General features: G+C 65.6%; 28 protein-coding genes and 1 pseudogene. 22 read left to right on the plus strand and 7 right to left on the minus strand.

The annotated features are described in order from the left end of the window. Nucleotides 1-29: 29 nt before the first annotated feature. Together OKB87_RS08940 and OKB87_RS08945 are read left to right on the plus strand one after the other, a co-directional pair. Nucleotides 30-1295: pseudogene (locus tag OKB87_RS08940) on the plus strand (glutamate-5-semialdehyde dehydrogenase); the annotation flags it as partial. 153 nt (nucleotides 1296-1448) lie between these two features. Then, a complete protein-coding gene (locus OKB87_RS08945; protein WP_187267882.1) occupies nucleotides 1449-2084 on the plus strand; it encodes a murein L,D-transpeptidase catalytic domain family protein in 636 nt (211 codons plus the stop codon). Between the two features lie 69 nt (nucleotides 2085-2153). On the opposite strand, the gene OKB87_RS08950 is transcribed toward OKB87_RS08945, so the two are convergent. Beyond that, nucleotides 2154-2585 (minus strand): universal stress protein, encoded by a 432-nt coding sequence (locus OKB87_RS08950; protein WP_060389869.1) that lies wholly within the window; start codon nucleotides 2583-2585, stop codon nucleotides 2154-2156. A gap of 186 nt (nucleotides 2586-2771) precedes the next feature. Here OKB87_RS08950 and OKB87_RS08955 point away from each other — a divergent pair, with 186 nt between their 5' ends. Beyond that, the gene (locus OKB87_RS08955) at nucleotides 2772-3512 is read left to right on the plus strand and encodes a hypothetical protein (protein ID WP_270827183.1); all 741 of its coding nucleotides are present in this window, start codon (nucleotides 2772-2774) and stop codon (nucleotides 3510-3512) included. Nucleotides 3513-3560: 48 nt separating this feature from the next. On the opposite strand, the gene OKB87_RS08960 is transcribed toward OKB87_RS08955, so the two are convergent. Both OKB87_RS08960 and OKB87_RS08965 read right to left on the minus strand, forming a co-directional pair. Then, nucleotides 3561-3668 (minus strand): RNA methyltransferase, encoded by a 108-nt coding sequence (locus OKB87_RS08960; protein WP_269383531.1) that lies wholly within the window; start codon nucleotides 3666-3668, stop codon nucleotides 3561-3563. Nucleotides 3669-3675: 7 nt separating this feature from the next. Next, nucleotides 3676-4182: an RNA methyltransferase gene (locus OKB87_RS08965; RefSeq protein WP_263678211.1), complete on the minus strand. Its 507-nt coding sequence runs from the start codon at nucleotides 4180-4182 to the stop codon at nucleotides 3676-3678. Between the two features lie 197 nt (nucleotides 4183-4379). On the opposite strand from OKB87_RS08965, the gene OKB87_RS08970 reads away from it, so the two are divergent. Both OKB87_RS08970 and OKB87_RS08975 read left to right on the plus strand, forming a co-directional pair. Further along, nucleotides 4380-5471, plus strand: a complete 1092-nt coding sequence (locus tag OKB87_RS08970) for a PfkB family carbohydrate kinase (protein WP_270827184.1) — start codon at nucleotides 4380-4382, stop codon at nucleotides 5469-5471. Beyond that, entirely contained in the window at nucleotides 5465-6373 is a 909-nt protein-coding gene (locus tag OKB87_RS08975; protein ID WP_076360486.1) for a pseudouridine-5'-phosphate glycosidase, read from the plus strand. Before OKB87_RS08970 ends, OKB87_RS08975 begins: the two co-directional genes overlap by 7 nt. Nucleotides 6374-6559: 186 nt before the next feature. Here OKB87_RS08975 and OKB87_RS08980 read toward each other — a convergent pair whose 3' ends face one another. Continuing rightward, nucleotides 6560-7285, minus strand: a complete 726-nt coding sequence (locus OKB87_RS08980) for a carbonic anhydrase (RefSeq protein ID WP_168966548.1) — start codon at nucleotides 7283-7285, stop codon at nucleotides 6560-6562. Between the two features lie 448 nt (nucleotides 7286-7733). On the opposite strand from OKB87_RS08980, the gene OKB87_RS08985 reads away from it, so the two are divergent. Beyond that, nucleotides 7734-8711 carry a cytochrome-c peroxidase gene (locus OKB87_RS08985; protein WP_270827185.1) on the plus strand — a complete coding sequence of 326 codons (978 nt, stop codon included), beginning with the start codon at nucleotides 7734-7736 and terminating at the stop codon, nucleotides 8709-8711. A 242-nt stretch (nucleotides 8712-8953) separates the two neighbouring features. Beyond that, nucleotides 8954-9709, plus strand: coding sequence for a DNA/RNA non-specific endonuclease (locus OKB87_RS08990; protein WP_011707167.1), 756 nt, complete (start codon nucleotides 8954-8956; stop codon nucleotides 9707-9709). 45 nt (nucleotides 9710-9754) lie between these two features. Here OKB87_RS08990 and OKB87_RS08995 read toward each other — a convergent pair whose 3' ends face one another. The 3 genes from OKB87_RS08995 to OKB87_RS09005 are packed head-to-tail and all read right to left on the minus strand — an operon-like array spanning nucleotide 9755 to nucleotide 11577. Further along, entirely contained in the window at nucleotides 9755-9970 is a 216-nt protein-coding gene (locus tag OKB87_RS08995) for a hypothetical protein (RefSeq protein WP_017409353.1), read from the minus strand. Nucleotides 9971-10017: 47 nt separating this feature from the next. Further along, nucleotides 10018-11094, minus strand: a complete 1077-nt coding sequence (locus OKB87_RS09000) for a methyltransferase (protein WP_270827186.1) — start codon at nucleotides 11092-11094, stop codon at nucleotides 10018-10020. An 18-nt stretch (nucleotides 11095-11112) separates the two neighbouring features. Continuing rightward, the gene (locus OKB87_RS09005; protein WP_202001683.1) at nucleotides 11113-11577 is read right to left on the minus strand and encodes a hypothetical protein; all 465 of its coding nucleotides are present in this window, start codon (nucleotides 11575-11577) and stop codon (nucleotides 11113-11115) included. 176 nt (nucleotides 11578-11753) lie between these two features. Between OKB87_RS09005 and OKB87_RS09010 the strand changes: the two genes are divergently transcribed. The 15 genes from OKB87_RS09010 to OKB87_RS09080 are packed head-to-tail and all read left to right on the plus strand — an operon-like array spanning nucleotide 11754 to nucleotide 24972. Continuing rightward, nucleotides 11754-12467, plus strand: a complete 714-nt coding sequence (locus tag OKB87_RS09010) for a beta-ketoacyl synthase chain length factor (RefSeq protein ID WP_270827188.1) — start codon at nucleotides 11754-11756, stop codon at nucleotides 12465-12467. Next, nucleotides 12452-13210 (plus strand): lysophospholipid acyltransferase family protein, encoded by a 759-nt coding sequence (locus OKB87_RS09015; protein ID WP_270827189.1) that lies wholly within the window; start codon nucleotides 12452-12454, stop codon nucleotides 13208-13210. The genes OKB87_RS09010 and OKB87_RS09015 overlap by 16 nt, the downstream gene beginning before the upstream one ends. Before the next feature lie 17 nt (nucleotides 13211-13227). Continuing rightward, nucleotides 13228-13494 carry a phosphopantetheine-binding protein gene (locus OKB87_RS09020; protein ID WP_005297932.1) on the plus strand — a complete coding sequence of 89 codons (267 nt, stop codon included), beginning with the start codon at nucleotides 13228-13230 and terminating at the stop codon, nucleotides 13492-13494. Nucleotides 13495-13497: 3 nt separating this feature from the next. Then, nucleotides 13498-13746, plus strand: coding sequence for an acyl carrier protein (locus OKB87_RS09025; RefSeq protein WP_011707160.1), 249 nt, complete (start codon nucleotides 13498-13500; stop codon nucleotides 13744-13746). Continuing rightward, nucleotides 13715-14353 (plus strand): hypothetical protein, encoded by a 639-nt coding sequence (locus OKB87_RS09030; protein ID WP_029299234.1) that lies wholly within the window; start codon nucleotides 13715-13717, stop codon nucleotides 14351-14353. The genes OKB87_RS09025 and OKB87_RS09030 overlap by 32 nt, the downstream gene beginning before the upstream one ends. Next, nucleotides 14350-15720: an AMP-binding protein gene (locus OKB87_RS09035; protein ID WP_270827190.1), complete on the plus strand. Its 1371-nt coding sequence runs from the start codon at nucleotides 14350-14352 to the stop codon at nucleotides 15718-15720. The genes OKB87_RS09030 and OKB87_RS09035 overlap by 4 nt, the downstream gene beginning before the upstream one ends. Beyond that, on the plus strand, nucleotides 15704-16075 hold the full coding sequence (locus OKB87_RS09040; RefSeq protein WP_043120909.1) for an ApeI family dehydratase: 372 nt from the start codon (nucleotides 15704-15706) through the stop codon (nucleotides 16073-16075). The genes OKB87_RS09035 and OKB87_RS09040 overlap by 17 nt, the downstream gene beginning before the upstream one ends. Further along, entirely contained in the window at nucleotides 16072-17775 is a 1704-nt protein-coding gene (locus OKB87_RS09045; protein ID WP_270827191.1) for a glycosyltransferase family 2 protein, read from the plus strand. Before OKB87_RS09040 ends, OKB87_RS09045 begins: the two co-directional genes overlap by 4 nt. After that, nucleotides 17762-19324 carry an HAL/PAL/TAL family ammonia-lyase gene (locus OKB87_RS09050; RefSeq protein ID WP_270827192.1) on the plus strand — a complete coding sequence of 521 codons (1563 nt, stop codon included), beginning with the start codon at nucleotides 17762-17764 and terminating at the stop codon, nucleotides 19322-19324. The genes OKB87_RS09045 and OKB87_RS09050 overlap by 14 nt, the downstream gene beginning before the upstream one ends. Continuing rightward, a complete protein-coding gene (locus OKB87_RS09055; protein ID WP_194759064.1) occupies nucleotides 19321-19761 on the plus strand; it encodes an acyl-CoA thioesterase in 441 nt (146 codons plus the stop codon). Before OKB87_RS09050 ends, OKB87_RS09055 begins: the two co-directional genes overlap by 4 nt. Beyond that, the gene (locus OKB87_RS09060) at nucleotides 19758-20372 is read left to right on the plus strand and encodes an outer membrane lipoprotein carrier protein LolA (RefSeq protein WP_270827194.1); all 615 of its coding nucleotides are present in this window, start codon (nucleotides 19758-19760) and stop codon (nucleotides 20370-20372) included. The genes OKB87_RS09055 and OKB87_RS09060 overlap by 4 nt, the downstream gene beginning before the upstream one ends. Nucleotides 20373-20422: 50 nt before the next feature. Continuing rightward, nucleotides 20423-22783, plus strand: coding sequence for an MMPL family transporter (locus OKB87_RS09065; protein WP_270827195.1), 2361 nt, complete (start codon nucleotides 20423-20425; stop codon nucleotides 22781-22783). Continuing rightward, nucleotides 22780-23337 (plus strand): DUF3261 domain-containing protein, encoded by a 558-nt coding sequence (locus OKB87_RS09070; RefSeq protein WP_041216269.1) that lies wholly within the window; start codon nucleotides 22780-22782, stop codon nucleotides 23335-23337. Before OKB87_RS09065 ends, OKB87_RS09070 begins: the two co-directional genes overlap by 4 nt. After that, complete coding sequence (locus OKB87_RS09075; protein ID WP_270827197.1) at nucleotides 23334-24518, plus strand: beta-ketoacyl-[acyl-carrier-protein] synthase family protein; 1185 nt, start codon at nucleotides 23334-23336, stop codon at nucleotides 24516-24518. Before OKB87_RS09070 ends, OKB87_RS09075 begins: the two co-directional genes overlap by 4 nt. Beyond that, nucleotides 24511-24972: an ApeP family dehydratase gene (locus OKB87_RS09080; RefSeq protein ID WP_029304317.1), complete on the plus strand. Its 462-nt coding sequence runs from the start codon at nucleotides 24511-24513 to the stop codon at nucleotides 24970-24972. The genes OKB87_RS09075 and OKB87_RS09080 overlap by 8 nt, the downstream gene beginning before the upstream one ends. The last annotated feature ends 1 nt before the right edge of the window (nucleotide 24973 follow it).

The following is a 24973-nucleotide window of genomic DNA, read 5'->3' on the forward strand; positions in this document are numbered from 1 at the left end:
GCCGCCATCGGGCGGCCCCGCAAGAACCAAAGGGAAGAGAGATGAGTCTGGAGAAAATGGGGCAGGCGGCCCGTGAAGCCGCCTATCAGCTGGCCACCGTCAGCACGGCGCAGAAGAACCGGGCGCTGGCCGCCATCGCCGACGAGCTGGAGGCACGCAGCCACCAGATCCTGGCCGCCAACGAGAAAGACATCGCCGCCGGCCGTGCGGCGGGCTTGTCAGAAGCCATGCTGGATCGGCTGCTGCTCAACCCGGCCCGGCTGGCCGGTATCGTGGCGGACGTGCGCAAGGTGATCTCTCTGGACGATCCGGTCGGGGCCGAAATCGACAGCCGGGTGCTGGAGAACGGCCTGCGCCTCTCCCGCCGCCGGGTGCCCATCGGCGTTATCGGTGTCATCTACGAGGCGCGTCCCAACGTCACCATCGATATCGCCAGCCTCTGCCTCAAGACAGGCAACGCCAGCATACTGCGCGGCGGCCGCGAAACCTTCCACTCCAACCTGGAGCTGGTGCGGGTGATCCAGAGTGCGCTGGCGGCCTCAGGCCTGCCGAGCGATGCGGTGCAATACATCGACAACCCGGACAGGGCGCTGGTGGGCGAGCTGCTGCGCCTCGACCGCTATGTGGACATGATCATCCCCCGCGGCGGCGCCGGGCTGCACAAGATGTGCAAGGAGAACAGCTCCATTCCGGTGATCATCGGCGGTTTCGGCATCAGCCACATCTTCGTGGACGAGAGCGCCGATCTGGCGCGCTCCCTGGCGGTCATCGACAACGCCAAGGTGCAGCGCCCCTCCGCCTGCAATGCCCTCGACAGCCTGCTGGTGCACGAGAAGGTCGCCGCGACCCTGCTGCCGCAACTGGTCGGCCTGATGAATGAGCGCAAGGTGGCCCTGGTCGCTACCCCCGAGGCCATGCCGCTGCTGGCGGGTGCCGACAGCCTGCGTGCCGCCGGCCCGGAAGACTTCGATACCGAGTGGCTCTCGCTGACCCTGGGGGTCAAGCTGGTGGCGGATGTGAACGAGGCGCTGGCCCATATGCGCGAGCATAACGCCGGTCACTCCGATGCCATCCTCACCAACGATCTGGCCAATGCCGAGCGTTTCGTCAACGGGGCCGGTTCGGCGGCGGTCTACGTCAATGCCTCCACCCGCTTCACCGACGGCGGCCAGTTCGGGCTGGGTGCCGAGGTGGCGGTCTCGACCCAGATGCTGCACGCCCGCGGCCCCATGGGGCTGACCGAGCTCACCAGCTACAAGTGGGTGGGATTGGCGGACTACCTGAGTCGCGCCTGACGCCTTTGTGGTCCTGTGTGAAGATGCCGACTCAGGTCGGCATTTTTTTGCTTTTTTCTTGCCTGCTATCAGGGGCTTGCATATAACTATCCAGCGAGGCGTGGCGATATTTTGAGCGCTGCGCTAGCCACAAAAAAGGGAGCAGATTCAAGGATGAAGCAAACAGATTGGATGAAGCGCTGGGGGGCGCTCTGGCTGGGGTTGCCGCTGCTGCTGGGGGCGCTCTGCTTTAGCAGCAACAGCCACGCCAGCTGGGATCAGGATCTCTACCGCCAGTTGGGGCTGGCCGGCAAGCTCGACAAACAGGTATTTCGCAAGGCCATCACCAGTTACCAGAGCGTGCGCCACAAGCGCAAATCCATTCTCACCATTATCGACTACAGCAAACCCTCGACCATGCGCCGGCTGTTCGTCATCGACGTGAAGCGCCACAAGCTGCTCTACCACACCTGGGTCAGCCATGGTCGCAACTCGGGCGAGTTGGCTGCCAACCAGTTTTCCAACCAGTTCAACTCCATGAAGAGCTCGCTCGGGGTCTATCGCACCGCCGAGACCTATCAGGGCAAGCACGGCTATTCGCTGCGCCTCGACGGCCTCAGCCCTGGCCAGAACAGCAATGCCCGCAAGCGTGCCATCGTGGTGCACGGCGCCGACTATGCCAGCCCGCGCCATCTGCGCAAATATGACAAACTGGGCCGCAGCTGGGGCTGCCCCGCACTGCCCAAGGAGCAGTCCAGGGCCATCATCGACATTATCAAGGGGGGCAGCGTCATCTATGCCCACGGCTGAGGTCTGCCGCGAGCCTAAATAAAAAAGGCCAGCAGATGCTGGCCTTTTGCTGTGAGTCTGGCGTTGCGGCTACTTGCGCACCACCAGCACGGGGCAGGGGGCATGGCGCACCACGGACTCGGCCACGCTGCCTACCAGCAGATGGCTGATGCCGGAGCGGCCGTGGCTGCCCATCACCACCAGGTCGGCTTTCTCTTCCTTGGCCTGCACGACGATCTCGTCGGCGGCGCGACCGAAGCGCACCTCGAAGGTGGCCGGAATGGGCAGGCTGGCGACCAGCTCCTTCATCTGGCTCTTGGCCTGACGCTCCATCTCGTGGGTGATCTCGATGGCGGTCATGTGCAGAATCTTGTAGCTGTCGAAGCCGTGCAGTTGATCCACCACGTGGACCAGTTTGAGTTCGGCCTGGTGGCTCTGGGCCATGAAGACGGCATAGTCGAGCACGGCTTGTGACATCTGGGAAAAATCGACCGGACAGAGCAGGGTTTTAATGGATGGCATATGAAGGCTCCCCTATGTTGGGTTACTAATGAATCTTATTGTCAATAATACCGATTCAGCGGGCAATAACCCTCGACTCGCTCGCAAAACCGGGAAAAAGAGGTGCGTTGCCGTCAGATCTTCATATCATGGGAAATGGCTTGGGCGCGGCTGCAAATGGCATCGCCTGCGGAGAAACGGTAAGACATGATTCGTTTGTTGCTTTCATTGACGTTGCTGATTTGCTGGCCGGGTCGGGCCGATCCCCTCGATGTCTATTGCGATGACTGGCCGGGCTTCTGCCAGCCGGATGGCAGGGGCGTCTATCTGGACATAGTGCGGGCCATCTATCAGCCCAACGGTTACCAGGTCATCCCGCGCATCGTGCCCTACAAGCGGGCCCTGGCGGTGATCGCCCAGAAAGGGGGCGACATGGCGATGGGGGTCTATCGGGACGAGGTGAGCGGTGTGCTGCAACCCCGTCATCCCGCCTCGGCCGATGATCTGACGGTGCTGATGCTCAATAAGTGGCGGCCTCAGTGGCAAGGGGAGCACAGTCTGAGCGGGCAGGGGGTGGTATGGCTGCGGGGCTGGGCCTTTGACAAGTACATACCGGTCTCCATGCGTTGGCACGAGATCGACAGCCACGACATGGCGCTGCAGCTGCTGGCCAAGGAGCGCTATCGCTACTACCTGACCGCCGGGGTGCTTTACTCGGCGGACGCCATCCCCGCCAACATGCAGCGCATCTTCCTGCGCTGGGTCCCGACCTATCCCATCTTTGCCGATACCGAGAAGGGACGCAGCCTGCAACAGCTCTGGGATCAAGGTATGGCCAACCTGGTGCGACAAGGCACCCTGGCCGAGATCTACCGGCGCTACCAGCTCTACGACTATTACCGCGATTTCATCGAGCAGCAGGTGCAGAGGCTAACCCCTGGCAACTAAAGCGCCCTGCGTCGGGGGGCTGGCTACCTGTGCACAGGCTCTCTTCGATCAGCTTGCCGAGTTGCCGCGCAGCTGCTTGGCCAGCCGGTCATAGAGGATCACGTTGACCGAGGCCGCCAGGTTCATGCAGCCCTTGGGTGTGGTTACGTAGAGCACCTGCTGCTTACTTGGCACGCAGTTGCTTGGCCAGCCGGTCGTAGAGGATCACGTTGACCGAAGCGGCGAGATTCATGCAGCCTTGCGTCGGGACGTAGATAACCTCCTGCACCGCCTTGAAGCGGGCGGGATCCAGAGTACCGTCCTCCGGGCCGAAGATGTAGAAGGCGCGTTCCGGGTGCACATACTCCGGCAGGGAAGTGGCCCCCTCGATCAGATCCACCAGCACCGGCGTGCAGCCGGCCGGCACCATCTCCATCAGATCGTCGACCCCGAGCAGGGGGATCTTCTCCACCATCTGCTTGGTATCGGTGGCGAAGCGGCGCGCCAGCTCGAAGCGGTTGCCGGTGTAGTAGACCTCGTCCGCCCCGTAGCAGCCGGCGGCCCGCATCACGGCCCCCACGTTCTCCGGTGACTTGGGGTTGACCAGCCCGATGCAGCAATAGCCTGCCTCGCCGTGTGGCGTTGACTCATCCCCCTGTGGTGGCAGGCATTCGTGATCTGACTCTCTCATCTCGCTCTCCTCTGTGGCGGCGGCATTATAAGCCGTGCCCGTCGGCAAACGCAGAAAAAGTGACAGGTAGAGGCCGAGATTCGCTTGCTTCCTATCGTCTGATTTTTGTGCGCAAGCCGACAATTCTTGCACGAGACGATGGCGAGCAAACGTTTTTCGGAAATAATAGACAAACGTTTGTAACTGGATGTTTGTCTATGACGGAACGTGAGCAAGAGATCCTCGCCCTGCTGCGCCAGGACCCCATGATTGCCCAGCAGGAGTTGGCAGACAGGCTCGGCATCAGCCGCTCGGCGCTGGCGAGCCATATCTCCAGCCTGATGCGCCAGGGCTATGTGCAGGGGCGCGGTTATGTGCTGCGCGAAGGGCCCTACGCCGTGGTGATCGGCGGTGCCAACATGGATATCTGCGGCTGCAGCCACGACAACCTGCGCATCGGCGACTCCAACCCCGGCAAGGTGCGTACCTCGGCCGGCGGGGTGGGGCGCAACATCGCCGAGAACCTGGCGCGCCTTGGCACCGACACCCGGCTGCTGAGCGCGGTGGGCAACGATCAGTACGGCCATCATCTGCTGGACGTGACTCAGCGCGCTGGCGTCGACGTGCGCCAGGTGCTGATGCTGGATGGCCAGGCGACCTCCTGTTACCTCAGCCTGCACGATGGCAGCGGCGAGATGAGCTGCGCTGTCAACGACATGGCGATCATCGAGCAGCTCAACCCGGCCCGGCTCACCCCCTTGAGCGGTTTTCTTGGCGCGGCCCGGCTCTGGGTGCTCGACACCAACCTCGCCACCCACACCCTCGACTGGCTGTTCGAGCGCCAGGGGGAGCACATCATCTTCGTTGACACCGTCTCGGTGGCCAAGGTGGAGAAGATCCGCCCCTGGCTGCACCGCATCCACACCCTCAAACCCAACCGCAGCGAGGCGGAGCAGCTGTGCGGTTTCACCATCGCCGGGCCCGACACCTGGCCCATGGCAGCGGCCTGGTTCCACCGCGCCGGGGTGCAGCGGCTGTTCCTGAGCCTCGGCGATCAGGGGATTTTCTATAGCGACGGGGAGTGCCAGGGCCATCTGCCCGTGCTCGGCAGCCCGGTCGTCAACGTGACCGGCGGCGGCGATGCCTTCATGGCAGGGCTGGCCCACGCCTGGTTGCAGGAGCAGGGCATCATGGAGACAACCCGGTTCGCCCTCGGTTGCGCCGCCCTCACCGTCAATTGTTCCGATACCGTCTTTTCCGGCCTATCCAAGGCCGCCGTTGAACGCATGCTGGAGGAGTACCCATGTTGAACGCTTACCTCGATATCCAACCGGTCGTCGCTGAAGCCCTTGCTGCCGGCAAGCCGGTGGTGGCCCTGGAGTCCACCATCATCTCCCACGGCATGCCCTATCCGCAGAACGTGGAGACAGCGCGCCAGGTCGAGCAGGTGGTGCGCGACAACGGCGCCGTGCCGGCCACCATCGCCATCATCGATGGCCGCCTCAAGGTGGGTCTGGATGAGGGGGCGCTGGAGGCGCTGGGCCGGGCCGGTCATGCCGCCACCAAGTGCAGCCGCCGCGACATTCCCTTCGTGCTGGCCAACAAGGGGTTGGGGGCGACCACGGTGGCTTCCACCATGATCATCGCCGCCATGGCCGGGATCCGGGTGTTCGCCACCGGCGGCATCGGCGGCGTGCACCGCGGTGCCCAGGAGACCTTCGACATCTCGGCCGACCTGCAGGAATTTGCCCAGACCCCGGTGGCCGTGGTCTGCGCCGGAGCCAAGTCGATCCTCGACATCGGTCTGACCCTGGAATACCTGGAGACTCAGGGCGTGCCGGTGATCGGCTACCAGACCGAGGAGCTGCCCGCCTTCTACACCCGCGAGAGCGGCTTCAAGGTGGATTACCGCCTCGAGAGCCCGGCAGCCATCGCCGTGGCACTGCGTCTGAAGTGGGAGCTGGGGCTGGCCGGGGGCGCCGTGGTGGCCAACCCGATCCCGACCCAGTTTGCCATGCCCAAGGCCGACATCGACGCCGCCATTGCCCAGGCACTGCGAGAGGCGGACGAGCAGGGGGTGAAGGGCAAGGAGTCCACCCCCTTCCTGCTGGCCCGGGTGTGCGAGCTGACCGGTGGCAACTCCCTGGCAGCCAATATCCAGCTGGTGCTGAACAACGCCGCGCTGGGAGCTCGCATCGCAGCCTGCCTGTAACTGCTGGCTCTGGTGCGTGAACTGACCGGCGGCAACTCCCTGGCAGCTAACATTACCCAGCTGGTGCTGAACAACGCCGCGCTGGGTGCGCGCATCGCCGCCAGCCTGTAATGGCTCGTGGAGAATGGAAAAGAGGGCCCGCGGGCCCTCTTTTTTTCATGTCAGCTCTATGAGTCGCCGGAGGCGTTATTGCAGCACCAGCCGACCGTGCAGCGGCTGCACGGGGCGGTTGTTGGGGTGGTGCATCACCGCCTTGAAGGCGTCGATCTGGGCCTGGCTCACCTGCACCGGCTGCTTCATCACCAGCCAGCGCACCCCTTCCGAGCAGGGCGGCGTAGTCAGCGAGCCGCTGAAGCGGTAGTAGTCGTGTTTGATGGGCAGAAGTTGTTCGGCCGAGATCGGCTCATTGAGAGCGTGGATCTCGCCCGCCTTGGCTGGCAGCACCTGCCAGGCCTGGCTCAGGGCTGCATTGGCATGGCCCGGCTCGAACATTACCGCCACCACCGCCAGCTCACCCTTGGCGTTGGCATGCACCAGGTGCCCTTCCAGCGGATAGGAGTGGCCCTTGATGAGGTTTTCGCTGGGGGCGTGGAAGTGGAACTGCTTGAGCTCAAAGCGCATGCCGTCGAGCTCAAGGCTGCTGCCCGGGGCATAGTCGACCTGCACCGTGTGGCCGTTGTTGGTGACGCTGCGGCCCCCCGCCAGGTAGTGAAACTGCAGCGGGGCCAGCTCGGCCTCGACCAGACCGTCGAGGTTGACCGGCGACTGGTTGCTGCCCGCGCACTGGCCAAATTCCGGGGTCAGCCTGGCCCACTGCGCCGGGCCGGCCTCACCGCTGTATTCCCAATGGGGGGGGGCGGCGAAGGCGGCGGGGCAGAGCAACAGGGCGGCGGCCAACAGGGACTTTCTCATCATGCATCCTTATCTTGATTGAAAAGCACGGCGATCCGTTTCCTGCATTGACGAGGAAATAACGGAAGGCATCATCTGAATTGCGGGATACAGAAGGTCAGACGGTATTTTTATTATTGGCTGGGTGATCGCCGACGATATTTATGATGTATTTAATATGAATCTAAATAATGGGCGCCACGCCTGCATATTGAACAATCGCTTTATTCAATGACAGCAATCTAATTAATTGGCTGTTATCGCAGATGAATTTGCTCATAATTCATTCATCAGAATTCAATTTTTTTTTGCCGCGCAAGTCCCCGCCACCAGTCCGTCTGTAATATATTAATTCATTGTTTTTAATGTGGTTTTTGTTGGTCTCATTTGATCTTGAACAAATAATGCACAGGCTTTCCCGGGCAGGCTGAGGCTGCTGTTATGCACAGCCACAAGGGAGAGAGAAAAAATGAATAAATATTGTCTGTTGCTGGCGCTGGGCCTGCCAGGGATGGGGTGGGCGAACGAGCCGATCCAGCCGGTGGAAGCGGCCAAGGTGAGCGCACCGGAAAAAGTCGAGCTGGGCAAGATGCTGTTCTTCGAGCCGCGGCTCTCGAAATCCAACGCCATCTCCTGCAACTCCTGCCACAACCTGGCGACCGGCGGGGTAGACAACCAGGTCAGTTCCCTCGGCCACAAGTGGAAGGAGGGGCCGATCAACTCGCCCACCGTGCTCAACTCCAGCCTCAACTTCGTGCAGTTCTGGGATGGGCGCGCCAAGGATCTGCAGGCGCAGGCAGCGGGCCCCATCGAGAACCCGCTGGAGATGGCCTTCACCCACAAGCTGGCGGTGGAGACCCTGCACACTCTGCCCGAGTACCGGGCCCGATTCAGCGCCGTGTACGGCAAGGTGGACTTCGGCATCGACGAGGTGACCGATGCCATCGCCGCCTTCGAGGAGACCTTGGTCACCCCCGATGCGCCGTTCGATCGCTGGCTGAAGGGGGATGGCAAGGCGCTGACCGCGCAGCAGCTGAAGGGCTATCAGCTGTTCAAGGAGAAGGGCTGCACCGCCTGCCACAACGGGGTAGCCATCGGCGGCAACTCCTACCAGAAGATGGGGCTGGTCAAGCCGTTCAAGACCGACAACCCGGCCCAGGGACGCGGTGGGGTGACCGGCGAGAAGCAGTTCATCGGCTGGTTCAAGGTGCCGACCCTGCGCAACATCGAGCTGACCTACCCCTACTTCCACGACGGCTCTGTGTGGGATCTGAAGGAGGCGGTGCAGATCATGGCGGACATCCAGCTCGGCCAGACCCTGAGCGAGCAGGAGGCGGACGACATGACCGCCTACCTCAAGAGCCTGACCGGCGAGCAGCCGCAGATCGTGTTGCCGATCCTGCCGCCCTCCCAACCCGATACCCCCAGGCCTCAGGTCAAGAGCTGAGCGGGAGTGATGATTGCAGCGGAGCCACCGGCTCCGCTTTTTTGTTCCTATCTATCTGATAAGCCTCTCGAAGTTACTGCACTACACAATGACAAAGGGATGACAATCCCCCAGCTGGCGACGGCGATTTTACCGATTTGCAGCCCTCTTCACATTTCCGACACGCTCACAATTTGTTCGATTGCCTTACTCATCCGACCTGGTGTCAAATCACTCCGCCTAATACAAGGAGTGGCATAATAATGAATAATATCAATAAATTAGTTCTGGCTATCGGATTCACTCTCACCACCTTCCCGAGCCTGGCGGCGGGTTTCCAATGCAAGGATCACGTCAAGCTCGGGGTGCCCAGCCAATCCAGTCAACTGCTGTGCCGGGATGGCTATGCCGCCGGTTACAACTACGACACCAAGGTCTCTGACTGGGTCTCTTACCGGATGACGGCCGCCAGCGCCCAGGGCCAGGTGCCGCGCAAGGACGCCTTTGCCGAGGACAAGGAGGTGCCGGTGCAGTTCCGCGCCACCCTGGCCGACTACAAGGGCTCCGGTTATGACCGTGGCCACCAGGCGCCGGCGGCGGACATGCGCTCCACCGCCACCACCATGAAGCAGAGCTTCCTGCTGACCAACATGACCCCGCAGCTGCCGGCGCTCAACCAGGGGGCCTGGCGCATCCTGGAGGAGAAGACCCGGCAGTGGGCCATCGCCTATCAGGATGTCTATGTGATCACCGGCCCCATCTTCACCAACTCCGACGCCTCCATTGGCAACGGCGTGACCGTGCCCCACGCCTATTATCGGGTGGTGATGGATGTGGCCAACAAGGAGGCGATCGCCTTCATCCTGCCGCAGCAGAACGTGTCGGCCAGCAAGCTGGCAGACTACATAGTGACGGTGGATGCGGTGGAGGAGCAGACCGGACTGGACTTCTTCGCCGAGCTGCCGGATGAGCAGGAAGAGGCCATGGAGTCTCAGCTGATGGCCATGTGGGGCAACTGAGCCTGGTCATGAGCACCATGAAAACAGGGGCAGCGGCCCCTGTTTTCATTTGCTCAGTTCATCCCCGACCTTCTTGACGGTATCCCGGGTGCCGTGGCCGATCTCGCGGGTCACGTCGCGGGTGGTGTGGCCAATCTCGCGGGTCACGTTGCGGGTGGTGTGCCCCACGGTTCTGCCCGCCTCCTTGATGTCGGCGCAGCCGCCGAGCAGGCTGCCCAGGGTCAGGCCGAGGGCCATCAGGGTCATGCAGTCACGCCTCATGCCGTGCTCCTTCTCGTTTCATCATCATCTCCATGCCGATGGCGGCATTATGGCCTCGTGTGCAACGGGCGGGCAACCAGCAGGGTGTGGCCCGGCCCCGGGATCTCGTGCTCGGCTTCCACGTGAAAGTGGGCCTCGCGCAGGCACTGGTACAGCTGTTTGGAGTGGTAGAAGCGGCTGTTGCCGTTGGCCAGACAGGTGAAGTAGAGGGAGGTGGCGTTGAGACTGAAACTGGCGGCTTCAAAGGATTGTCTGTCCCAGAACAGCTCCAGGATACAGACCCGGGCGTCCGCTTTCATGGCCAGTCTGACCCGGTTCAGGATGGCGACGATCTGCGCGTGGCTGAAGCAGTCGAGAAACTGGCTCATCCACCAGATATCTGCCTCGCCGGGCAGGGGGCCCGCCTGCAGTAGATCCACCGGGTGGCCATGCACCCGCGCCGCCAGTCCCGCCTCCTCGATGTTGCGGCTGGCCAGCGCCAGCTGCTCGGGCAAGTCCAGGATGGTGACCTGCAGTGCCGGATCCCGCCTGGCGCAGGCGATGGCCCACTTGCCGGTGTTGCCGCCCAGATCGTAGAGGTGGCGCGGCTCGTAGCCGAACACCTTGTCCTGGGCCTGCTGGAAGGCCCAGTCGGAGTAGAAGTGATCGAAGGCGAACCAGCTGCGGCGGGCCGGTTCGGGCAGCTCGCTCAGGTGTGGATAGAGGGTCTGCCAGGGGCCGAACTCCTGCAGACCGGCCGGGGTGCCGTCACGGATGGCGTCGAGCAGGTGGGCGAGGGGCTGATAGCAGACGTGCTGGGTGAAGTCGAGATTGACCCGGCTCATGGCGTCGTGCAGCAGGTATTTGCCGACCCGACCCAGCACATAGTGCTCCTTGCTCAGATAGCAGAGTCCGCCGCCGAGCCCCATGTCCAGCAGCACGCCGGCACCGTATTCGCTGAGCTGACACGCCTGGGCGATGTCGGCCAGCGCGGCTCCCTGCGAGCCGCGGGTCTCGAGATAGGCCAGTACCCCGGTTTCACGCAGGCACCAACTGGCCTGGAACAACATGGGCCCGAAGGCGATTTTCTGGGCCTCGCTGATGGCTTCCAGCGCGTTGTAGGGGTCCGCCTGATAGTGATTCACGGGGTGGCTCCTGCCGGATCAGCGGCTCTGGGTGCGGGCGAGTTCTGCCTGAATGGCCTGATTCAGACCCAGTACCCAGCGGTTATAACTGCGGTGGATGCTGCCCTTGCCTTTGTCGTCCAGATTGACGCTGCTCACATAATTAATGGAATAATCGCGAGCGCTATAAGGAATATTGATCACCGCCTGATGCTGGCGCACATTGACCTGGCCTCGAATTAGTCCTGGCTGCTCCTGGCGCATTACCCAGCTCTTGCTGATGCCGGCCGTAATAATGGCATTGGCTACCTGTTCTTCGGTCAGATTGAAGGGCACCGGATTGGCTGCCATATTGCGAATTGGCTGGCTGGTGGAGCAGGCGGCAAGCAGGGCACAGGCCAGCAGCAGGGATATTTTATTAATGAGTTTCATAATATTTTCCTTGAGAAGGATATTCATCAATTTGGGCGTGGCAATGAGACAACACAAATAGTTTATTTTCAATCACCAAGGCGGTTGATAATCTGCGCTGGCTATTATTTTTGATGAATAATGGTATTATCCGCCGCTATTAAGCCGATGACGCCATTCAATGTCGTGGAGCAGGCACTGCCCGCCGGGTGAGTGCCTTTTATCGTCTTCGCGTCCACCCATCGATGTAAGGACAGGTTGCCCGAAACATGCTCTCTTTCTCGCTGCTGGATAGTCAGGCCCTGTCACCCGGTCTGGCCGATGAGGCTGCCTGGCAGGCGTGGGCGCAGCAGGGCCGCTGGCCGGTCGACCCGCCGTTTCCCGCCACCCCCTTGCTGCCGATGATGATGGCGCGCCGCCTGAGTCAGGGCGCCCGGCTGGCGGTGCAGGTGGGGCTGAGCCTGCTGGCCCGCCACCAGATAGACAGTGCCGTCTTCGTCAGCCGCCACGGCGAGCTCGCCCGCTCCATGACCCTGCTGCAGGCGCTGGCGGACGGGCAGGCGTTGTCGCCCACCGATTTCTCCATGTCGGTGCACAACACCGCCGCCGGACTCTGCTCCATCCAGGGCAAGGCCGCCATCCCCATGACCTCGCTGGCCGCGGGGGAGAACAGCCTGATGGCGGGCCTGACCGAAGCGGTCTGCGCCCTGCAGGCCGGCGCCCGTCGGGTGTTGCTGGTGGCTTTCGAGGGGCCGGTGCCCGAGTTTCACCGCCCCTGGCTGGCGGAGGAGGCGCCGCCCCACGCGCTGGGGCTGGTGCTGACGGCAGGCGAAGAGTGGCACTGTGCGGGGGCGCGTGGCACAGTCGAGTCGGCTGCCCGCCCGCTGCCCCAGAGTCTGGCCTGCTGGCGTGCCCTGCTGCGAGGCGAGCCGACCCTGCTCCTCGCTGACGACCGTCAGGAGTGGAGATGGCTGCGTTGCTGAACCGGGGCTGGCGACTGATCGGCACGGCTCTGGGCTTCACCCTGTTCGGGGTGGGGGGCTTGCTGCTCTCCCTGTTCTGGTTTCCGCTGCTGGCGCTCTGTCTGCGCGGCGAGCGGCGTCGTACCCTGGCCCAGCTCACCATTCGCCACAGCTTTCGGCTGTTTCTCGGCGTGCTGCGCGGCTGGGGAGTGCTCGACTACAGCGTGAGCGGCATGCCCGCCCACTTGCGCGGAGCCCTGGTGGTGGCCAATCACCCCAGCCTGCTCGATTACGTCATGCTGGCGGCCGAGATGCCGGTGTGCGACTGCATCGTCAAGCAGTCCCTCTGGCGCAACCCCTTCATCGGCGGCGTGGTACGGGCCGCCGACTACCTGCCCAACGTGGCAGGCGAGGATCTGCTGGCCCTGTGCCAGGCGCGGATCCGGGCCGGCGGCCTGCTGCTGGTGTTCCCGGAGGGAACCCGCACCACTCCGGGCGAACCCATCAAGCTGCAGCGCGGCGCCGCCCAGCTGGCGGTGCGCAGCCAGGTGCCGTTGCAACTGGTGCGGATCCACTGCAGCACCCGATTTCTCACCAAGCAGGACAAATGGTTCAAGATCCCGGAAAATAAGCCGATTTTCACCATAGAATTCCTGCAGCAAGTGGCGGCGGACGAGGTGGTCGCCACCGGCCAGAGCAGTGCGCTGGCCGCCCGCCAGTTGACCCGGTTTCTCACCCAGGCCCTGCAACCGGGGCCCCAATGACAGCATGTGGAACAGTTATGCAAGACCTGCATCTAGAGATAAAACAACTCATCATCGACAGCCTCAACCTCGAGGGGCTCACCCCTGACGACATCGACAGTCAGGCGCCGCTGTTCGGTGACGGCCTGGGGCTGGACTCCATCGATGCGCTGGAGCTGGGCCTTGCCATCAAGGGCCGCTACGGCATCGTGCTCTCCGCCGAGGATGAAAACACCCGTCGTCATTTTGCCTCCGTCGCGGCGCTGGTCGCCCTGGTGCAGGCCCAGTCGAAAGGGGAGGCCTGAGCCATGACCCGTGACGACATCTTTGCCCAGATCAAGGCTGCCCTCGTCGAGCTGTTCGAGGTCGACGAAGAGGCCATCACCCCCGAGGCCCGTCTCTATCAGGATCTCGAGCTCGACAGCATCGACGCCATCGATCTGGTGGTGCACCTGCAGAAGCTGACCGGCAAGAAGATCAAGCCGGAAGAGTTCAAGTCGGTGCGCAGCGTCAATGACGTGGTGGATGCGGTCGAGCGTCTGCTGGCCGACGCCTGATGCCGGTGCACGCCCTGCCATGATGCGCTGGCTCTCCTGGCTGGCCGGTGGTGCCCTGCTGCTCTACCCGCTGGCGGTCTACTGGGGGTTGACCCACGCCGGTCAGACCCCGCTGCTGCTCGGCCTGCTGCTCATCTTCTCGCTGCGACTCTTGCCCGGCCTGCTCAAGGGGCGGGTCCGGCTCGGCCCCTTGCCGGAGTGGCTCTGGCTGGGCCGCCTGCTGGCCTGCATCGGGCTGGGGTTGACCCTGCTGTCGGCCCTGTTCAGCGCCCGGCACTGGCTGCTCTACTACCCGCTGGCGGTGAGCCTGGCGCTGCTCTGCCTGTTCGGCTGGAGCCTGACCCGCCCCATGAGCCTGGTGGAGCGGCTGGCCCGCCTGCAGGATCCTGCTTTGCCACCGGCAGCCATCGGCTATACCCGGCGGGTGACCCAGGTCTGGTGCGGCTTCTTCGTCATCAACGGCGCGCTGGCGGCCTTCACCATCTGGCACGGGGATCTGGCGCTCTGGAGCCTCTACAACGGCCTCATCAGCTACGCCCTGATGGGCGGCCTGATGGGCGCTGAGTATCTGGTGCGCCGCCGCCTGCTCAAGAGGCTGGCCCCATGACCCTGCTGCAAACTATCTGGCAGCGGGACGGCGAGCGCGTGGTGGCGTTCGGCCCGGATGGCGAGGTCACCCTGGCCGAGCTGCGCCTTGGCAGCCTGCAGCTGGCGCGGGCCATGGCCCGTCTGGCCGGCCCAAAGCGGCCCGACATGCGCTGGGCGCTCTGTTTCGATGACAGCCTGCTGTTTGCCCAGGCGCTGCTCGCCTGCGCCCTCGGCGGGCACCGGGCCATCCTGCCGGGCCATCAGCGGCTGGCCGGTCTGCAGGCGCTGCAGAGCCAGTTCGACGGCCTGCTCACCGACGGCGAGCTGCCGGGTGCGGCGCTCACGGCGGCGCAGCTCCGGCTGCCGCTGCTGGCGGTGGATGAGGAGCGGGAGGCAGACGGCGCAACCCTGCCGCCCGAGCGCCTCGATCTTACCCTGTTCAGCTCCGGCTCCACCGGCGAGCCCAAGGCGATCCCCAAGGCCTGGCCCCAGCTGGAAGCAGAGTTGCGGGTGCAGATGGCGTTGTGGGGCGAGCGGCTGGCGGGCACCCGGGTGCTGGCCAGCGTCAGTCACCAGCACATCTACGGCCTGCTGTTTCGCATTTTGTTGCCGCTTGGTCTCGGTATCCCCTTTGATCGTCGCAGCATCGACTACCCGGAGCAGCTGGCGCTGCAAACGGCCCCCTGGTGCCTGATCGCTTCTCCTGCGTTTCTGAGCCGGCTCGACCCGGCCATTGCCGCTGCCGGCTGCCGGCTGATCGTCTCCTCCGGCGGTCCCCTGCAACCGGGCGATGCCCAGCGGGCCAACATGCTGTTCGGTCAGCTGCCGGTGGAGATCTTCGGCAGCAGCGAGACCGGCGGCATCGGCTGGCGCCAGCGCCACCTGGTACATACCCCCTGGACGACGCTACCCGGAGTCGAGGTGCGGGTCGGCCCGGATCAGAGCCTGCTGCTGCGCTCCCCCTTCCTGCCGACGGCGGAGTGGCTGGCCTGCGCCGATCGCATCGCCTTGCACGAGGGCGGTTTTGAGCTGCTGGGCCGCCAGGATCGGGTGGTCAAGCTGGAGGAGAAGCGCATCTCCCTCGACGAGGTGGAGGCGCGCCTGCAGGCACTGGCGGAGGTGGAGGCAGCCGCCGTGCTGCCGCTGCAACAGGGCCAGCGCCAGATCCTCGGCGCTGTGCTGGTGCTAAGCGAATTGGGCGCCGCCCGCTGGGCCGAGCTCGGGCCCGGGCGTTTCCTGCTGGCCCTGCGCCAGCAGCTGCGTCCCTGGCTCGAGCCAGTCGCCCTGCCGCGCAGCGTGCGCCGGGTCGCACAGATGCCCGTCAACGCCCAGGGCAAGCGCCCCTGGCCACAACTCAAGGAGCTGTTCGATGCGCCTCTCGGTTGACTCTCTGCCAGCGAACACCTTGCCCACCGTGCTGGCCTGCGAGACGCTGGCCGACGGGGTGCGCCTGCAACTGCGGCTCGATCCCGATTTGCCCTGGTTTGCAGGCCATTTTCCCGGTGCGCCCCTGCTGCCCGGGGTGACCCAGATCCACTGGGTGATGCACTATGCCGCCAGCCTGCTCAAGCTGGCGCAGCCGTTTCACGGGGTGGATCAGCTCAAGTTCCAGCGCCCGCTGCGCCCCGGGGCCGAGTGCAGCCTGAACCTGCAGTGGCAGGCGGACAAGGGCCAGCTTCTCTTTCATTATCTGCTCGGCGATGAGCCGGCGAGCAGCGGACGGGTGCGCCTCATCCCATGACGCCCTGCATTCTCATCCCCTGTTACAACCACGCCGGCCCGCTGGCCGCCGTGCTGGCACGGCTGGCCGAATACGGGCTGCCCTGCCTGCTGATCGACGATGGCAGCGAGCCGGTCGCCGCCGCCGAGCTGGATGCACTGGCCGCGCGTTACCCCTGGGTCACCCTGCTGCGCCACCCCCACAACCAGGGCAAGGGCGGCGCCGTGATGACGGGGCTGCGCCGCGCCCATGCACTCGGCTTCAGCCACGCCCTGCAGGTGGATGCCGACGGCCAGCACGATCTGGCTGACATTCCGGCCCTGCTGGCCGAGGCGGACAAGCACCCGGCGGCGCTTGTCTCCGGCCGCCCGCTCTACGATGATTCCGTGCCCAAGGGGCGCCTCTACGGCCGCTACATCACCCATGTCTGGGTCTGGATCGAGACGCTGTCGTTCGCCATCAAGGACAGCATGTGCGGCTTTCGGGTCTATCCGCTGGCGGCCACCTGCGCGCTGCTCGATCGGGTGGCGCTCGGCCGGCGGATGGATTTTGACACCGAGGTGATGGTGCGCCTCTACTGGGCCGGGGTGGCGGTGCGCTTCGTGCCGACCCGGGTCATCTATCCCGCCGATGGCAGCTCCCACTTCCAGCTCTGGCGCGACAACCGCGACATCTCCTGGATGCACACCCGGCTGGTGTGCCGCCTGCTGTGGGATCAGCTGCTGTGCATCGGCCGCTGGCCCCGCCGTCTCGGCGCTCGGGCGGCGCAGCTGTGGCGTGAGCGGCGCACCCACTGGTCGCGCACCCCGGAGCGGGGCTCCCTGCTCGGCATGCAGATCATGCTGACCAGCTATCGCCTGCTGGGGCGGCGCGGCTTCTCCCTGCTGCTCTATCCGGTCATCGGCTACTTCTGGCTGACCGGCCGGGCCCAGCGCCAGGCATCCCAAGCCTATCTGGCCCGCCTCGAGTCCTTCGCCGATGCGAGCGGTGTGGCGTTGCCCCCTGAGCCAAGATCGAGCTTTCGCCACTTCCTGCGCTTTGGCGAGGCGGCGCTCGACAAGCTGGCCGGATGGCGCGGCGACATTACCGAGCAAGAGGTGGAACTGGTGGGAACGGAGCACTACAAGGCCGCCATCAACAGCGGTCAGGGGGTTCTGCTGCTGGGCTCCCACCTCGGCGATCTGGAGCTGTGCCGCGCCCTTGGCAGCCGCAAGCAGGGGCTGCGCATCAATGCGCTGGTGTTCACCCGCCACGCAGCCCGCTTCAACGCCCTGCTCAAGCAGATCAACCCGGATTCGCACCTTAATCTCATCCAGGTGCAGGAGCTGGGGGCCGATACCGCCATCCTGCTCAAGGAGAAGCTGGAGCGGGGGGAGTGGGTGGTGATCGTCGGCGATCGCACCTCGGTGACCCGGGAGAAGCGGGTGATCTGGGCCGACTTTCTCGGCGCGCCAGCGCCCTTTCCGCTCGGGCCCTTCGTGCTCAGCAGCGTGCTGGGCTGCCCGGTCTACCTGATGTTCGGCCTCAAGGAGCAGGGCCGCTTTCGGGTGCATTTCGAGCCCTTTGCCGACGGCGAACCCCTGCCACGGCAGGGGCGCCAACAGATTCTTGCGTCCCGGGTGCAGGCCTATGCCGATCGCCTGCAGCATCACTGCCTGCAGGCCCCGCTGGACTGGTTCAACTTTTTTGATTTCTGGCAGCTGACCGATGAACAAGAGTGAGATGAGACGGGTCACCTTTGGCGCGAAGCCGCTGACCATCGAAGACGTGGTGGCGCTGGCCGAAGGGCGTGCCACCCCCGCACTGAATCCGGATCCCGCCTTCATGGCCCGCATCCAGCGGGGGGCTGACTTTCTCGACCGGCTGCTGGCCGAAGAGGGGGTCATCTACGGGGTGACCACCGGCTACGGCGACTCGGTGACCCGGCAGGTGCCGACCGAGCTGGTGGCCGAGCTGCCGCTGCACCTGACCCGCTTTCATGGCTGCGGGCTGGGGGCGGATCTCGAGCTCGATGCCGCCCGCGCCGTGCTGGCGACCCGGCTCTGCTCGCTGGCGCAGGGAGTCTCCGGGGTCAGCCCGGCCTTGCTCGAGCGGCTCTGCTGGCTGCTGAAGCAGGATCTGGTGCCGCGCATTCCGGAAGAGGGGTCGGTGGGCGCCAGTGGCGATCTGACGCCGCTCTCCTACGTCGCCGCCGTGCTGGTGGGGGAGCGCGAGCTCCATCATGATGGTGTGCTGCGCCCCGCCGCCGAGGTCTATCGGGAGCTGGGGGTCGCCCCCCTGACCCTGCGGCCGAAAGAGGGGCTGGCGCTGATGAACGGCACCTCGGTGATGACGGCGCTGGCTTGCCTCGCCTATGCCCGCACTGACTACCTGATGCGGCTGGCGACCCGGATCACCGCCCTGGTGAGCGTCGCCATGGGGGGCAACGCCTTCCACTTCGACGAGCGGCTGTTTGCCGCCAAGCCGCACCCCGGCATGCAGAGCATTGCGGCCTGGCTGAGGGAAGATCTGGTGGCCGGCGAGCTACCGCGCCACAGCGACCGGCTGCAGGACAGATACTCGTTGCGCTGCGCGCCCCACGTCATCGGGGTGGTGGCCGACAGCCTGCCCTGGTGGCGCCAGCTCATCGAAAACGAGCTCAACAGTGCCAACGACAACCCGCTGATCGACGGGGAAGGGGAGCACGTGATGCACGGCGGCCACTTCTACGGCGGCCACATCGCCATGGCGATGGACAGCATGAAGGCGGCCGTCGCCAACCTGGCGGACCTGCTGGATCGCCAGCTGGCCCAGCTGGTGGACAGCAAGTTCAACGGCGGCCTGCCGAGCAATCTCTCAGGGGCGCCAGAGGAGCGGCAGATGATCAACCACGGCTTCAAGGCGGTGCAGATCGGTGTCTCGGCCTGGACTGCGGAGGCGCTCAAGCAGACCATGCCCGCCAGCGTCTTCTCCCGCTCCACCGAGTGCCACAACCAGGACAAGGTGAGCATGGGCACCATAGCGGCGCGCGATGCGCTGCGGGTGCTGACCCTGACCGAACAGGTGGCGGCCGCCTGCCTGCTGGCGGCGGTGCAGGGTGTGGAGCTGCGCCTGGCCCGGCCCACCCCCTTCACCCGCCCGCTCGGCACGGCGCTGGCCGTCATGGTCGTGCAGGTGCGAGCCGAGTTTGCTCCGCTGCTGGAAGATCGGGGGCTCGAGCCCGAGCTGAGGGCGCTGATCGCCCGCATTCGCCAGCGTCACTATCCCCTCTATCAGGACTCTTCACTATGAGCCGTATTCAGACTACGCCTGAATCCTGGCAGGTCAGCGCCGAGATCGAAGTGACCATCCCGTTCCACGACGTGGACATGATGGCGGTTGCCTGGCACGGCCACTACTTTCGCTACATCGAGCTGGCCCGCTGCGCCCTGCTCGATCTCATCGACTACAACTACCCGCAGATGGAGGCTTCTGGCTATCTCTGGCCCATCATCGACACCCGGATGAAGTACCTGGCGCCGCTGCGCTTTGGCCAGCGGGTGCGGGTGCGCGCCACCCTGACCGAGTACCAGAACCGCCTGAAGATCGACTACCTGCTGAGCGACGCCGCAAGCGGCACCCGCACCAGCAAGGGTTACAGCATCCAGGTGGCGGTGAGCAAGGCGAGCGGCGAGATGTGCCTGGCCTCGCCCCAGGTGCTGCTGGACAAGCTGGGGGTGAGCCAATGAGCCGGCTGACAAGGCCGCTGCTGGCCGGTTTGCTCCTGTTGCTGACATGGCCGCTGCTGGCGGCGCCCCTGAGCCGGGCCGAGGTGCAGCAGTTGCTCGCCCTGAGCCAGGCCAAGCAGGCCAGCTTCGAGCAGGAGAAGCAGGTGGCGGGGCTGAGCCAGCCGCTCAAAGCCTCCGGCGAGCTGCTGCTGGTGCGCGATCAGGGGCTCTGGTGGCAGCAGCAGAAACCCTTCCCGCTGACCCTGGTCCTGACGCCGACGCGCATGGTGCAGCAGATGGCGGGCCAGCCCGCCACCGTCATCGACAACCCCCAACTGCTGGAGTTCAGCCAGATGCTGCTGGCGCTGTTCGGCTCGGACGAGGCGACCCTGAGCCGCTACTTCAGCATCGACTTTCACAGCACGGAGGCGGGCTGGCAGCTGGTGCTGGTGCCGACCCTGGCACCGCTCGACAAGGTGTTCGCCAGCCTCACCCTGAGCGGACAGGGGCAGCTGGATCAGCTGCTCATCGCCGACAAGCAGGGTGACAGCACCCGCATCCGTTTCACCGCCTGGCGGGATCGCGCCCTGCCGCTGACCCCTGAGGAGCAGGCCCGCTTTGCTGCCCACTAGCACGATGACGCGCCAGCGCGGCGCCCCCGCCGGGACGAGGAGTGCCCCTCTTGCTGCAAGCTGAAACCACCTGGCGCTGGCTCTCCTGGCTCTGGCTGCTGCTCAGCGCGCTGGCGCTGGCGCTGCTCGGCTGGCAACTCTCCCACGGCCGCATCAACACCAGCCTGATGGATCTGCTGCCCCACGAGGAGCGATCCGCGCTGGATCCCGCCCTGCGTGAGGGCTTGCTGCGCCAGGTCGACAGGCAGCTTGTCTGGATGCTGAGCCTGCCGGCGGGGCAGGATGGGCTGGCCGCGGCGCAGGCGTGGGCAAACAACCTGCAGGCCCTGCCCGAGCTCAGCGCGGTACGTGCCGCCCAGCCGGAGCTGGCTTCCGCCTGGCAAGGCTTCATCTATGACTATGGCTGGCAGCGCCTCGACGAGGGCAGCCGGGCGCGGCTGGCCGCAGGGCCAGAGGCCTGGAGCCAGTGGGTGCTCGGCCAGATCTACAGCCCCTTTGGCGGCGTCTCCCGCACCGAGTGGCAGGCCGATCCCCTGCTGCTGACCCGGGCTGCGGTGCAGGGACAGATGGCCAGCCCCCTGCGCCTCGACCACGGCTGGCTGATCAGCCGGGACGAGGCCGGGCGGCAGTGGTACCTGCTGCGCGCCGAGCTGGACCTGTCGGCCTTCGATCTTGCCCGCAACAGCGAGCTGCTGAACCGGCTCAACGAGGCGGAGCAGCGTCTCAAGGCCGAGTTTCCGGGCGTGGAGCTGTTGCGCCGTGGCACCCTCTTCTACAGCCAGCATGCCAGCGAGCTGGCCCAGCAGGACATCTCCACCATAGGGCTCGGCTCCACGGTCGGGGTCTTGCTGCTGATGTGGCTGGCGTTTCGCTCGTTGCGGGCGCTCTGGATCTCCCTGCTGCCCATCGCCGTCGGCCTCGCCTGGGGGGTATTGGCGGTGCTGCTGTGGTTTGGCGAGGTGCACATGTTCACCTTGGTGATCAGCTCCAGCCTGGTCGGCATCATAGATTACGGGATCCACTTCCTGACCGAGCGGCGCCTGCATGGTCGGCAGGAGAGCCCGCACCAGACCCGTGCCCGCCTGCTGCCCAGCCTGTCGATGGCGCTGTTCGCCACCCTGGTCGGCTATGGCCTGCTCTGGCTCGCCCCTTTCCCCGGCCTGCAGCAGATGGCCCTGTGCGCCCTGGTGGGGCTGACGGCGTCGTTCATCACCGTGCTCTGCCTCTACCCGCTCTGGCTCGGGGAGTTGCCCCGGCGGGAGGCGCGTGTGCTGGTGCCAATGGCGCTCTGGCTAAAATGGTGGCGCGAGTGGCGTCTCTTGCGCTGGGGTGTGCCCCTGCTCTGGCTGGCCCTGATCGGGACAGGCTTGAGCCGGCTGGCCGTCGATGACGACATCGCCCGCCTGCAACCGCTGCCCGTCGAGCTGCAGGCCCAGGAGCGGCAGATCCAGCGCCTCACCGGCCAGCAGGGGGGCATGACCGGCTTCCTGGTGACGGCGGCCGACGGTGAAACGGCGTTGCAACGGCTCGAGGCCATGAGCCGCAAACTGGCCGAGGCCAAGGCTGCGGGGCAGCTGACGGGCTTCGTGTCACTGGCCCAGTGGCTGCCCTCGCTGGCGCGGCAGCAGGCGGATCACGCCGCCCTCACGGGCCTGTTGCCGGAGGTGGTGACGCGACTCAACCTGGCCGGGGTGCCGGTCAAGGCCGAGCCTCGCCCCTGGCACCCTCTGACCCCGCAGCAGTGGCTGGCCAGCCCGGTCAGCGAGGGCAGCCGGCTGCTGTGGCATACCATGGCCGATGGCCGGGTGGCGCTCTGGCTGCCGGTCAACGGTGTGACGGATGCGGCCGCCGTGGCGGCCCTGGCCGAGGGGCAGGAGGGGGTGTTCTGGCAGGATCCGCGCAATCAGTGGAGCCAGCTGTTCGCCCACTATCGGGTCAAGCTGACCGAGCTGCTGCTGGTGGCGATCGCCCTGGTGGGGGGGCTGCTGTGGGCCCGCTTCGGCTGGCGCAAGGGGGGACGGATCCTGCTGATCAGCGGGTTCTCGCTGGGGTCCGGGCTGGCCCTGCTGGCCGCCTGCGGCCAGCCGCTCACCCTGTTCGGGGTGCTGGCCATGAGCCTCATCTTCGGCATCGGCATCGACTACAGCCTGTTTTTTGCCTACAGCGGCGGGGATCCCCTGCGCCAGCGTTCGACCATGTTCGCCATCCTGCTGGCCAACCTGACCACCCAGCTCTCGTTCGGTTTGTTGGCGCTGAGCCACACCTCTGCCATCGCGGGCTTTGGTCTGGTGCTGAGCGGCGGTATCTTTACCGCCTTCCTGTTGTCGCCTCTGGTGCTGGATAAACAGGGATTGGACAAGCCGGCATGCACCCCGCCGGTGCGGGGCCACCGGGAGCAGGAGCAACCATGAGACCACTGTTCGCCTTTATCATTCTCTTGCTGGCAGGCTGCAGCAGCCAGCCGACCCCCACCGCCTATCTCGACAAGGGGACCGTCATGACGCTGCCGGCCCCCGTGCTGGCCGCCCCCTTCTATCGCCAGCAGCTGCTGACCGCCAGCGTGGGGGAGAGCACTCACCAGCTGATGACGGTGCTGGAGGCCGACGGCCGCCAGCTGACCCTGGTGGGGCTGACCCCGAGCGGGGTGCGGCTGTTTCTGGTGCGCTATGACCAGCAGGGGATCTCCACCCGCCAGCTCAGCCCGCTGCTCACCACCGGCATGCCGCCGGTGAGCCAAGTGCTGGCGGACGTGATGCTCTGCTACTGGCCGCTCGCCAGCTGGCAGTCGCAGCTGCCGCCGGGCTGGACGCTGCGTGACGAGGGGCCGCTGCGCCGGCTGCGCGCCCCCGACGGTGCCCTGGTCACCGAGATCCGCTACCGCGACGTGGACGGCGTGCGCGAGCCGGTCGGCCTGCAGCAGCACGTATTCCACTACCGTCTGCAACTGGAGACCCTGAGCCAATGAGCTGTTATATCGCCGCCTACGGCCTCGTCTCGGCATTGGGGACGGGGCGTGATGCCAGCGCCGAGGCGCTGCTGGCCTGGCAGCAGTCGGGCGTGAGCCCGCTGGATCACCACCGGGCGCCGCTGCTGGATGGCCGTCTGACCCCGGTGGGGCGAGTGGAGGGCGAGTTGCCGGCCATACCGGCGGCGCTGGCCCCCTACGCCTCGCGCAACAACCAGCTGCTGCTGGCGGCGCTGGCCCAGGTGCAGCCCGCTCTCGACGAGGCGCTGGCGGCCCATGGCCCTGCGCGGGTGGGGCTGGTGCTTGGCACCAGCACCGCCGGGATCGGCGAGGCCGAGCTGGCGGTGGCCGCCGCCCGGCGCGGGGAGGCCGTGTCGCCCGCCTTTGACTATCGCCAGCAGGAGCTGGGCTCGCCGTCCGAATTTCTGGCCCGTCATCTGGGCCTGACCGGGCCGGCCTGGACTATCTCCACCGCCTGCTCCTCCAGCGCGCGCGCCTTCATCAGCGGCCAGCGGCTGCTGGCGGCAGGGCTGGTGGACGTCGTGCTGGTGGGCGGCGCCGACAGTTTGTGCGGGCTCACCCTCAACGGCTTCGACAGCCTGGAGTCCCTCAGCTGTGCGCGCTGCCAGCCGTTTGATGAGGCGCGCCAGGGGATCAACATCGGCGAGGGGGCTGCGCTGTTCCTGCTGAGCCGCACGCCTGCGCCGCTGGCGCTGCTGGGGGCGGGGGAATCGTCCGATGCCTGGCATATCTCGGCGCCCCATCCCGACGGCATCGGCGCCGAGGCGGCCATGCAGATGGCGCTGGCCCAGGCGGGCCTGACGCCGGCACAGGTGGGCTACGTCAACCTGCACGGCACCGCCACCCGCCTCAACGACGCCATGGAGAGCCAGGCGGTGCATCGGCTGTTTGGTGCCGAGGTGCCCTGCAGCTCCACCAAGCCGCTCACCGGTCATGCCCTGGGGGCGGCGGGGGCCATCGAGGCGGCGCTCGCCTGCCTGCTGCTGGAGCGCGCCCTGCCGTTGCCGCCCCAGCGGGTGACGACGACGGATCCGGCGCTGGCGCCCATCCGGCTGGTGAGCGGTGAAGTGCCGCTCGCGGCGCCCCGGGTGCTCTCCAACTCCTTTGCCTTCGGTGGCAACAATGTCAGCCTGCTGCTTGGGAGCGTGCACCATGAATGAGCCAAGTTCACTGCCCGCCATCGAGACCCTGCTGCCCCACCAGGCCCCCATGCTGCTGCTGGACCGGCTCTGCGCGGCGGATGCCCAGCAGGCGCGCTGCGAGACCCGCATCGGTGCTCGCCATGCCCTGCTGCTGGATGGCGAGGGCAACCTGCCCGGCTGGGTCGGCATCGAGCTGATGGCGCAGACCATCGCCGCCTGGGCCGGCATGCAGGGGCGTCTGCGCGGCGAGCCGGTGCGCATCGGCATGCTGCTCGGCAGTCGCAAATATCGCTGCCTGCGCCCCGCCTTTGCGGCCGGCAGCCTGCTCACCATCGAGGCTTGCTGCCTGTTGCAAGACGGCGGCATGGCCAGTTTTGATTGCCGGATCCTGCTGGCGGGGGAGGAGTGCGCCCAGGCGCGACTCTCCACCTACCAGCCGAGCCCCGGCGAATTGTCCGATTTGTTAGCCTGAG

Origin of the sequence: Aeromonas sp. Y318-1, assembly GCF_027706125.1 — a bacterium.
In the GTDB taxonomy this organism is placed as follows: Bacteria; Pseudomonadota; Gammaproteobacteria; order Enterobacterales; family Aeromonadaceae; genus Aeromonas; species Aeromonas hydrophila.

What these genes read in the sequence shown, in the direction of transcription:
- OKB87_RS09060 (WP_270827194.1), top strand. Translation starts at nt 19,758, where the DNA reads ATGAGCCGGCTGACAAGGCCGCTGCTGGCCGGTTTGCTCCTGTTGCTG.
- OKB87_RS09025 (WP_011707160.1), top strand. Translation starts at nt 13,498, where the DNA reads ATGACCCGTGACGACATCTTTGCCCAGATCAAGGCTGCCCTCGTCGAG.
- OKB87_RS09070 (WP_041216269.1), top strand. Translation starts at nt 22,780, where the DNA reads ATGAGACCACTGTTCGCCTTTATCATTCTCTTGCTGGCAGGCTGCAGC.
- OKB87_RS09055 (WP_194759064.1), top strand. Translation starts at nt 19,321, where the DNA reads ATGAGCCGTATTCAGACTACGCCTGAATCCTGGCAGGTCAGCGCCGAG.
- OKB87_RS08995 (WP_017409353.1), bottom strand. Translation starts at nt 9,970, where the DNA reads ATGAGGCGTGACTGCATGACCCTGATGGCCCTCGGCCTGACCCTGGGC.
- OKB87_RS08945 (WP_187267882.1), top strand. Translation starts at nt 1,449, where the DNA reads ATGAAGCAAACAGATTGGATGAAGCGCTGGGGGGCGCTCTGGCTGGGG.
- OKB87_RS09050 (WP_270827192.1), top strand. Translation starts at nt 17,762, where the DNA reads ATGAACAAGAGTGAGATGAGACGGGTCACCTTTGGCGCGAAGCCGCTG.
- OKB87_RS08975 (WP_076360486.1), top strand. Translation starts at nt 5,465, where the DNA reads ATGTTGAACGCTTACCTCGATATCCAACCGGTCGTCGCTGAAGCCCTT.
- OKB87_RS09040 (WP_043120909.1), top strand. Translation starts at nt 15,704, where the DNA reads ATGCGCCTCTCGGTTGACTCTCTGCCAGCGAACACCTTGCCCACCGTG.
- OKB87_RS08970 (WP_270827184.1), top strand. Translation starts at nt 4,380, where the DNA reads ATGACGGAACGTGAGCAAGAGATCCTCGCCCTGCTGCGCCAGGACCCC.
- OKB87_RS08950 (WP_060389869.1), bottom strand. Translation starts at nt 2,585, where the DNA reads ATGCCATCCATTAAAACCCTGCTCTGTCCGGTCGATTTTTCCCAGATG.
- OKB87_RS09075 (WP_270827197.1), top strand. Translation starts at nt 23,334, where the DNA reads ATGAGCTGTTATATCGCCGCCTACGGCCTCGTCTCGGCATTGGGGACG.
- OKB87_RS09020 (WP_005297932.1), top strand. Translation starts at nt 13,228, where the DNA reads ATGCAAGACCTGCATCTAGAGATAAAACAACTCATCATCGACAGCCTC.
- OKB87_RS09080 (WP_029304317.1), top strand. Translation starts at nt 24,511, where the DNA reads ATGAATGAGCCAAGTTCACTGCCCGCCATCGAGACCCTGCTGCCCCAC.
- OKB87_RS08990 (WP_011707167.1), top strand. Translation starts at nt 8,954, where the DNA reads ATGAATAATATCAATAAATTAGTTCTGGCTATCGGATTCACTCTCACC.
- OKB87_RS09030 (WP_029299234.1), top strand. Translation starts at nt 13,715, where the DNA reads ATGCGGTCGAGCGTCTGCTGGCCGACGCCTGATGCCGGTGCACGCCCT.
- OKB87_RS09035 (WP_270827190.1), top strand. Translation starts at nt 14,350, where the DNA reads ATGACCCTGCTGCAAACTATCTGGCAGCGGGACGGCGAGCGCGTGGTG.
- OKB87_RS08980 (WP_168966548.1), bottom strand. Translation starts at nt 7,285, where the DNA reads ATGAGAAAGTCCCTGTTGGCCGCCGCCCTGTTGCTCTGCCCCGCCGCC.
- OKB87_RS09010 (WP_270827188.1), top strand. Translation starts at nt 11,754, where the DNA reads ATGCTCTCTTTCTCGCTGCTGGATAGTCAGGCCCTGTCACCCGGTCTG.
- OKB87_RS09015 (WP_270827189.1), top strand. Translation starts at nt 12,452, where the DNA reads ATGGCTGCGTTGCTGAACCGGGGCTGGCGACTGATCGGCACGGCTCTG.
- OKB87_RS08985 (WP_270827185.1), top strand. Translation starts at nt 7,734, where the DNA reads ATGAATAAATATTGTCTGTTGCTGGCGCTGGGCCTGCCAGGGATGGGG.
- OKB87_RS08965 (WP_263678211.1), bottom strand. Translation starts at nt 4,182, where the DNA reads ATGAGAGAGTCAGATCACGAATGCCTGCCACCACAGGGGGATGAGTCA.
- OKB87_RS08955 (WP_270827183.1), top strand. Translation starts at nt 2,772, where the DNA reads ATGATTCGTTTGTTGCTTTCATTGACGTTGCTGATTTGCTGGCCGGGT.
- OKB87_RS09045 (WP_270827191.1), top strand. Translation starts at nt 16,072, where the DNA reads ATGACGCCCTGCATTCTCATCCCCTGTTACAACCACGCCGGCCCGCTG.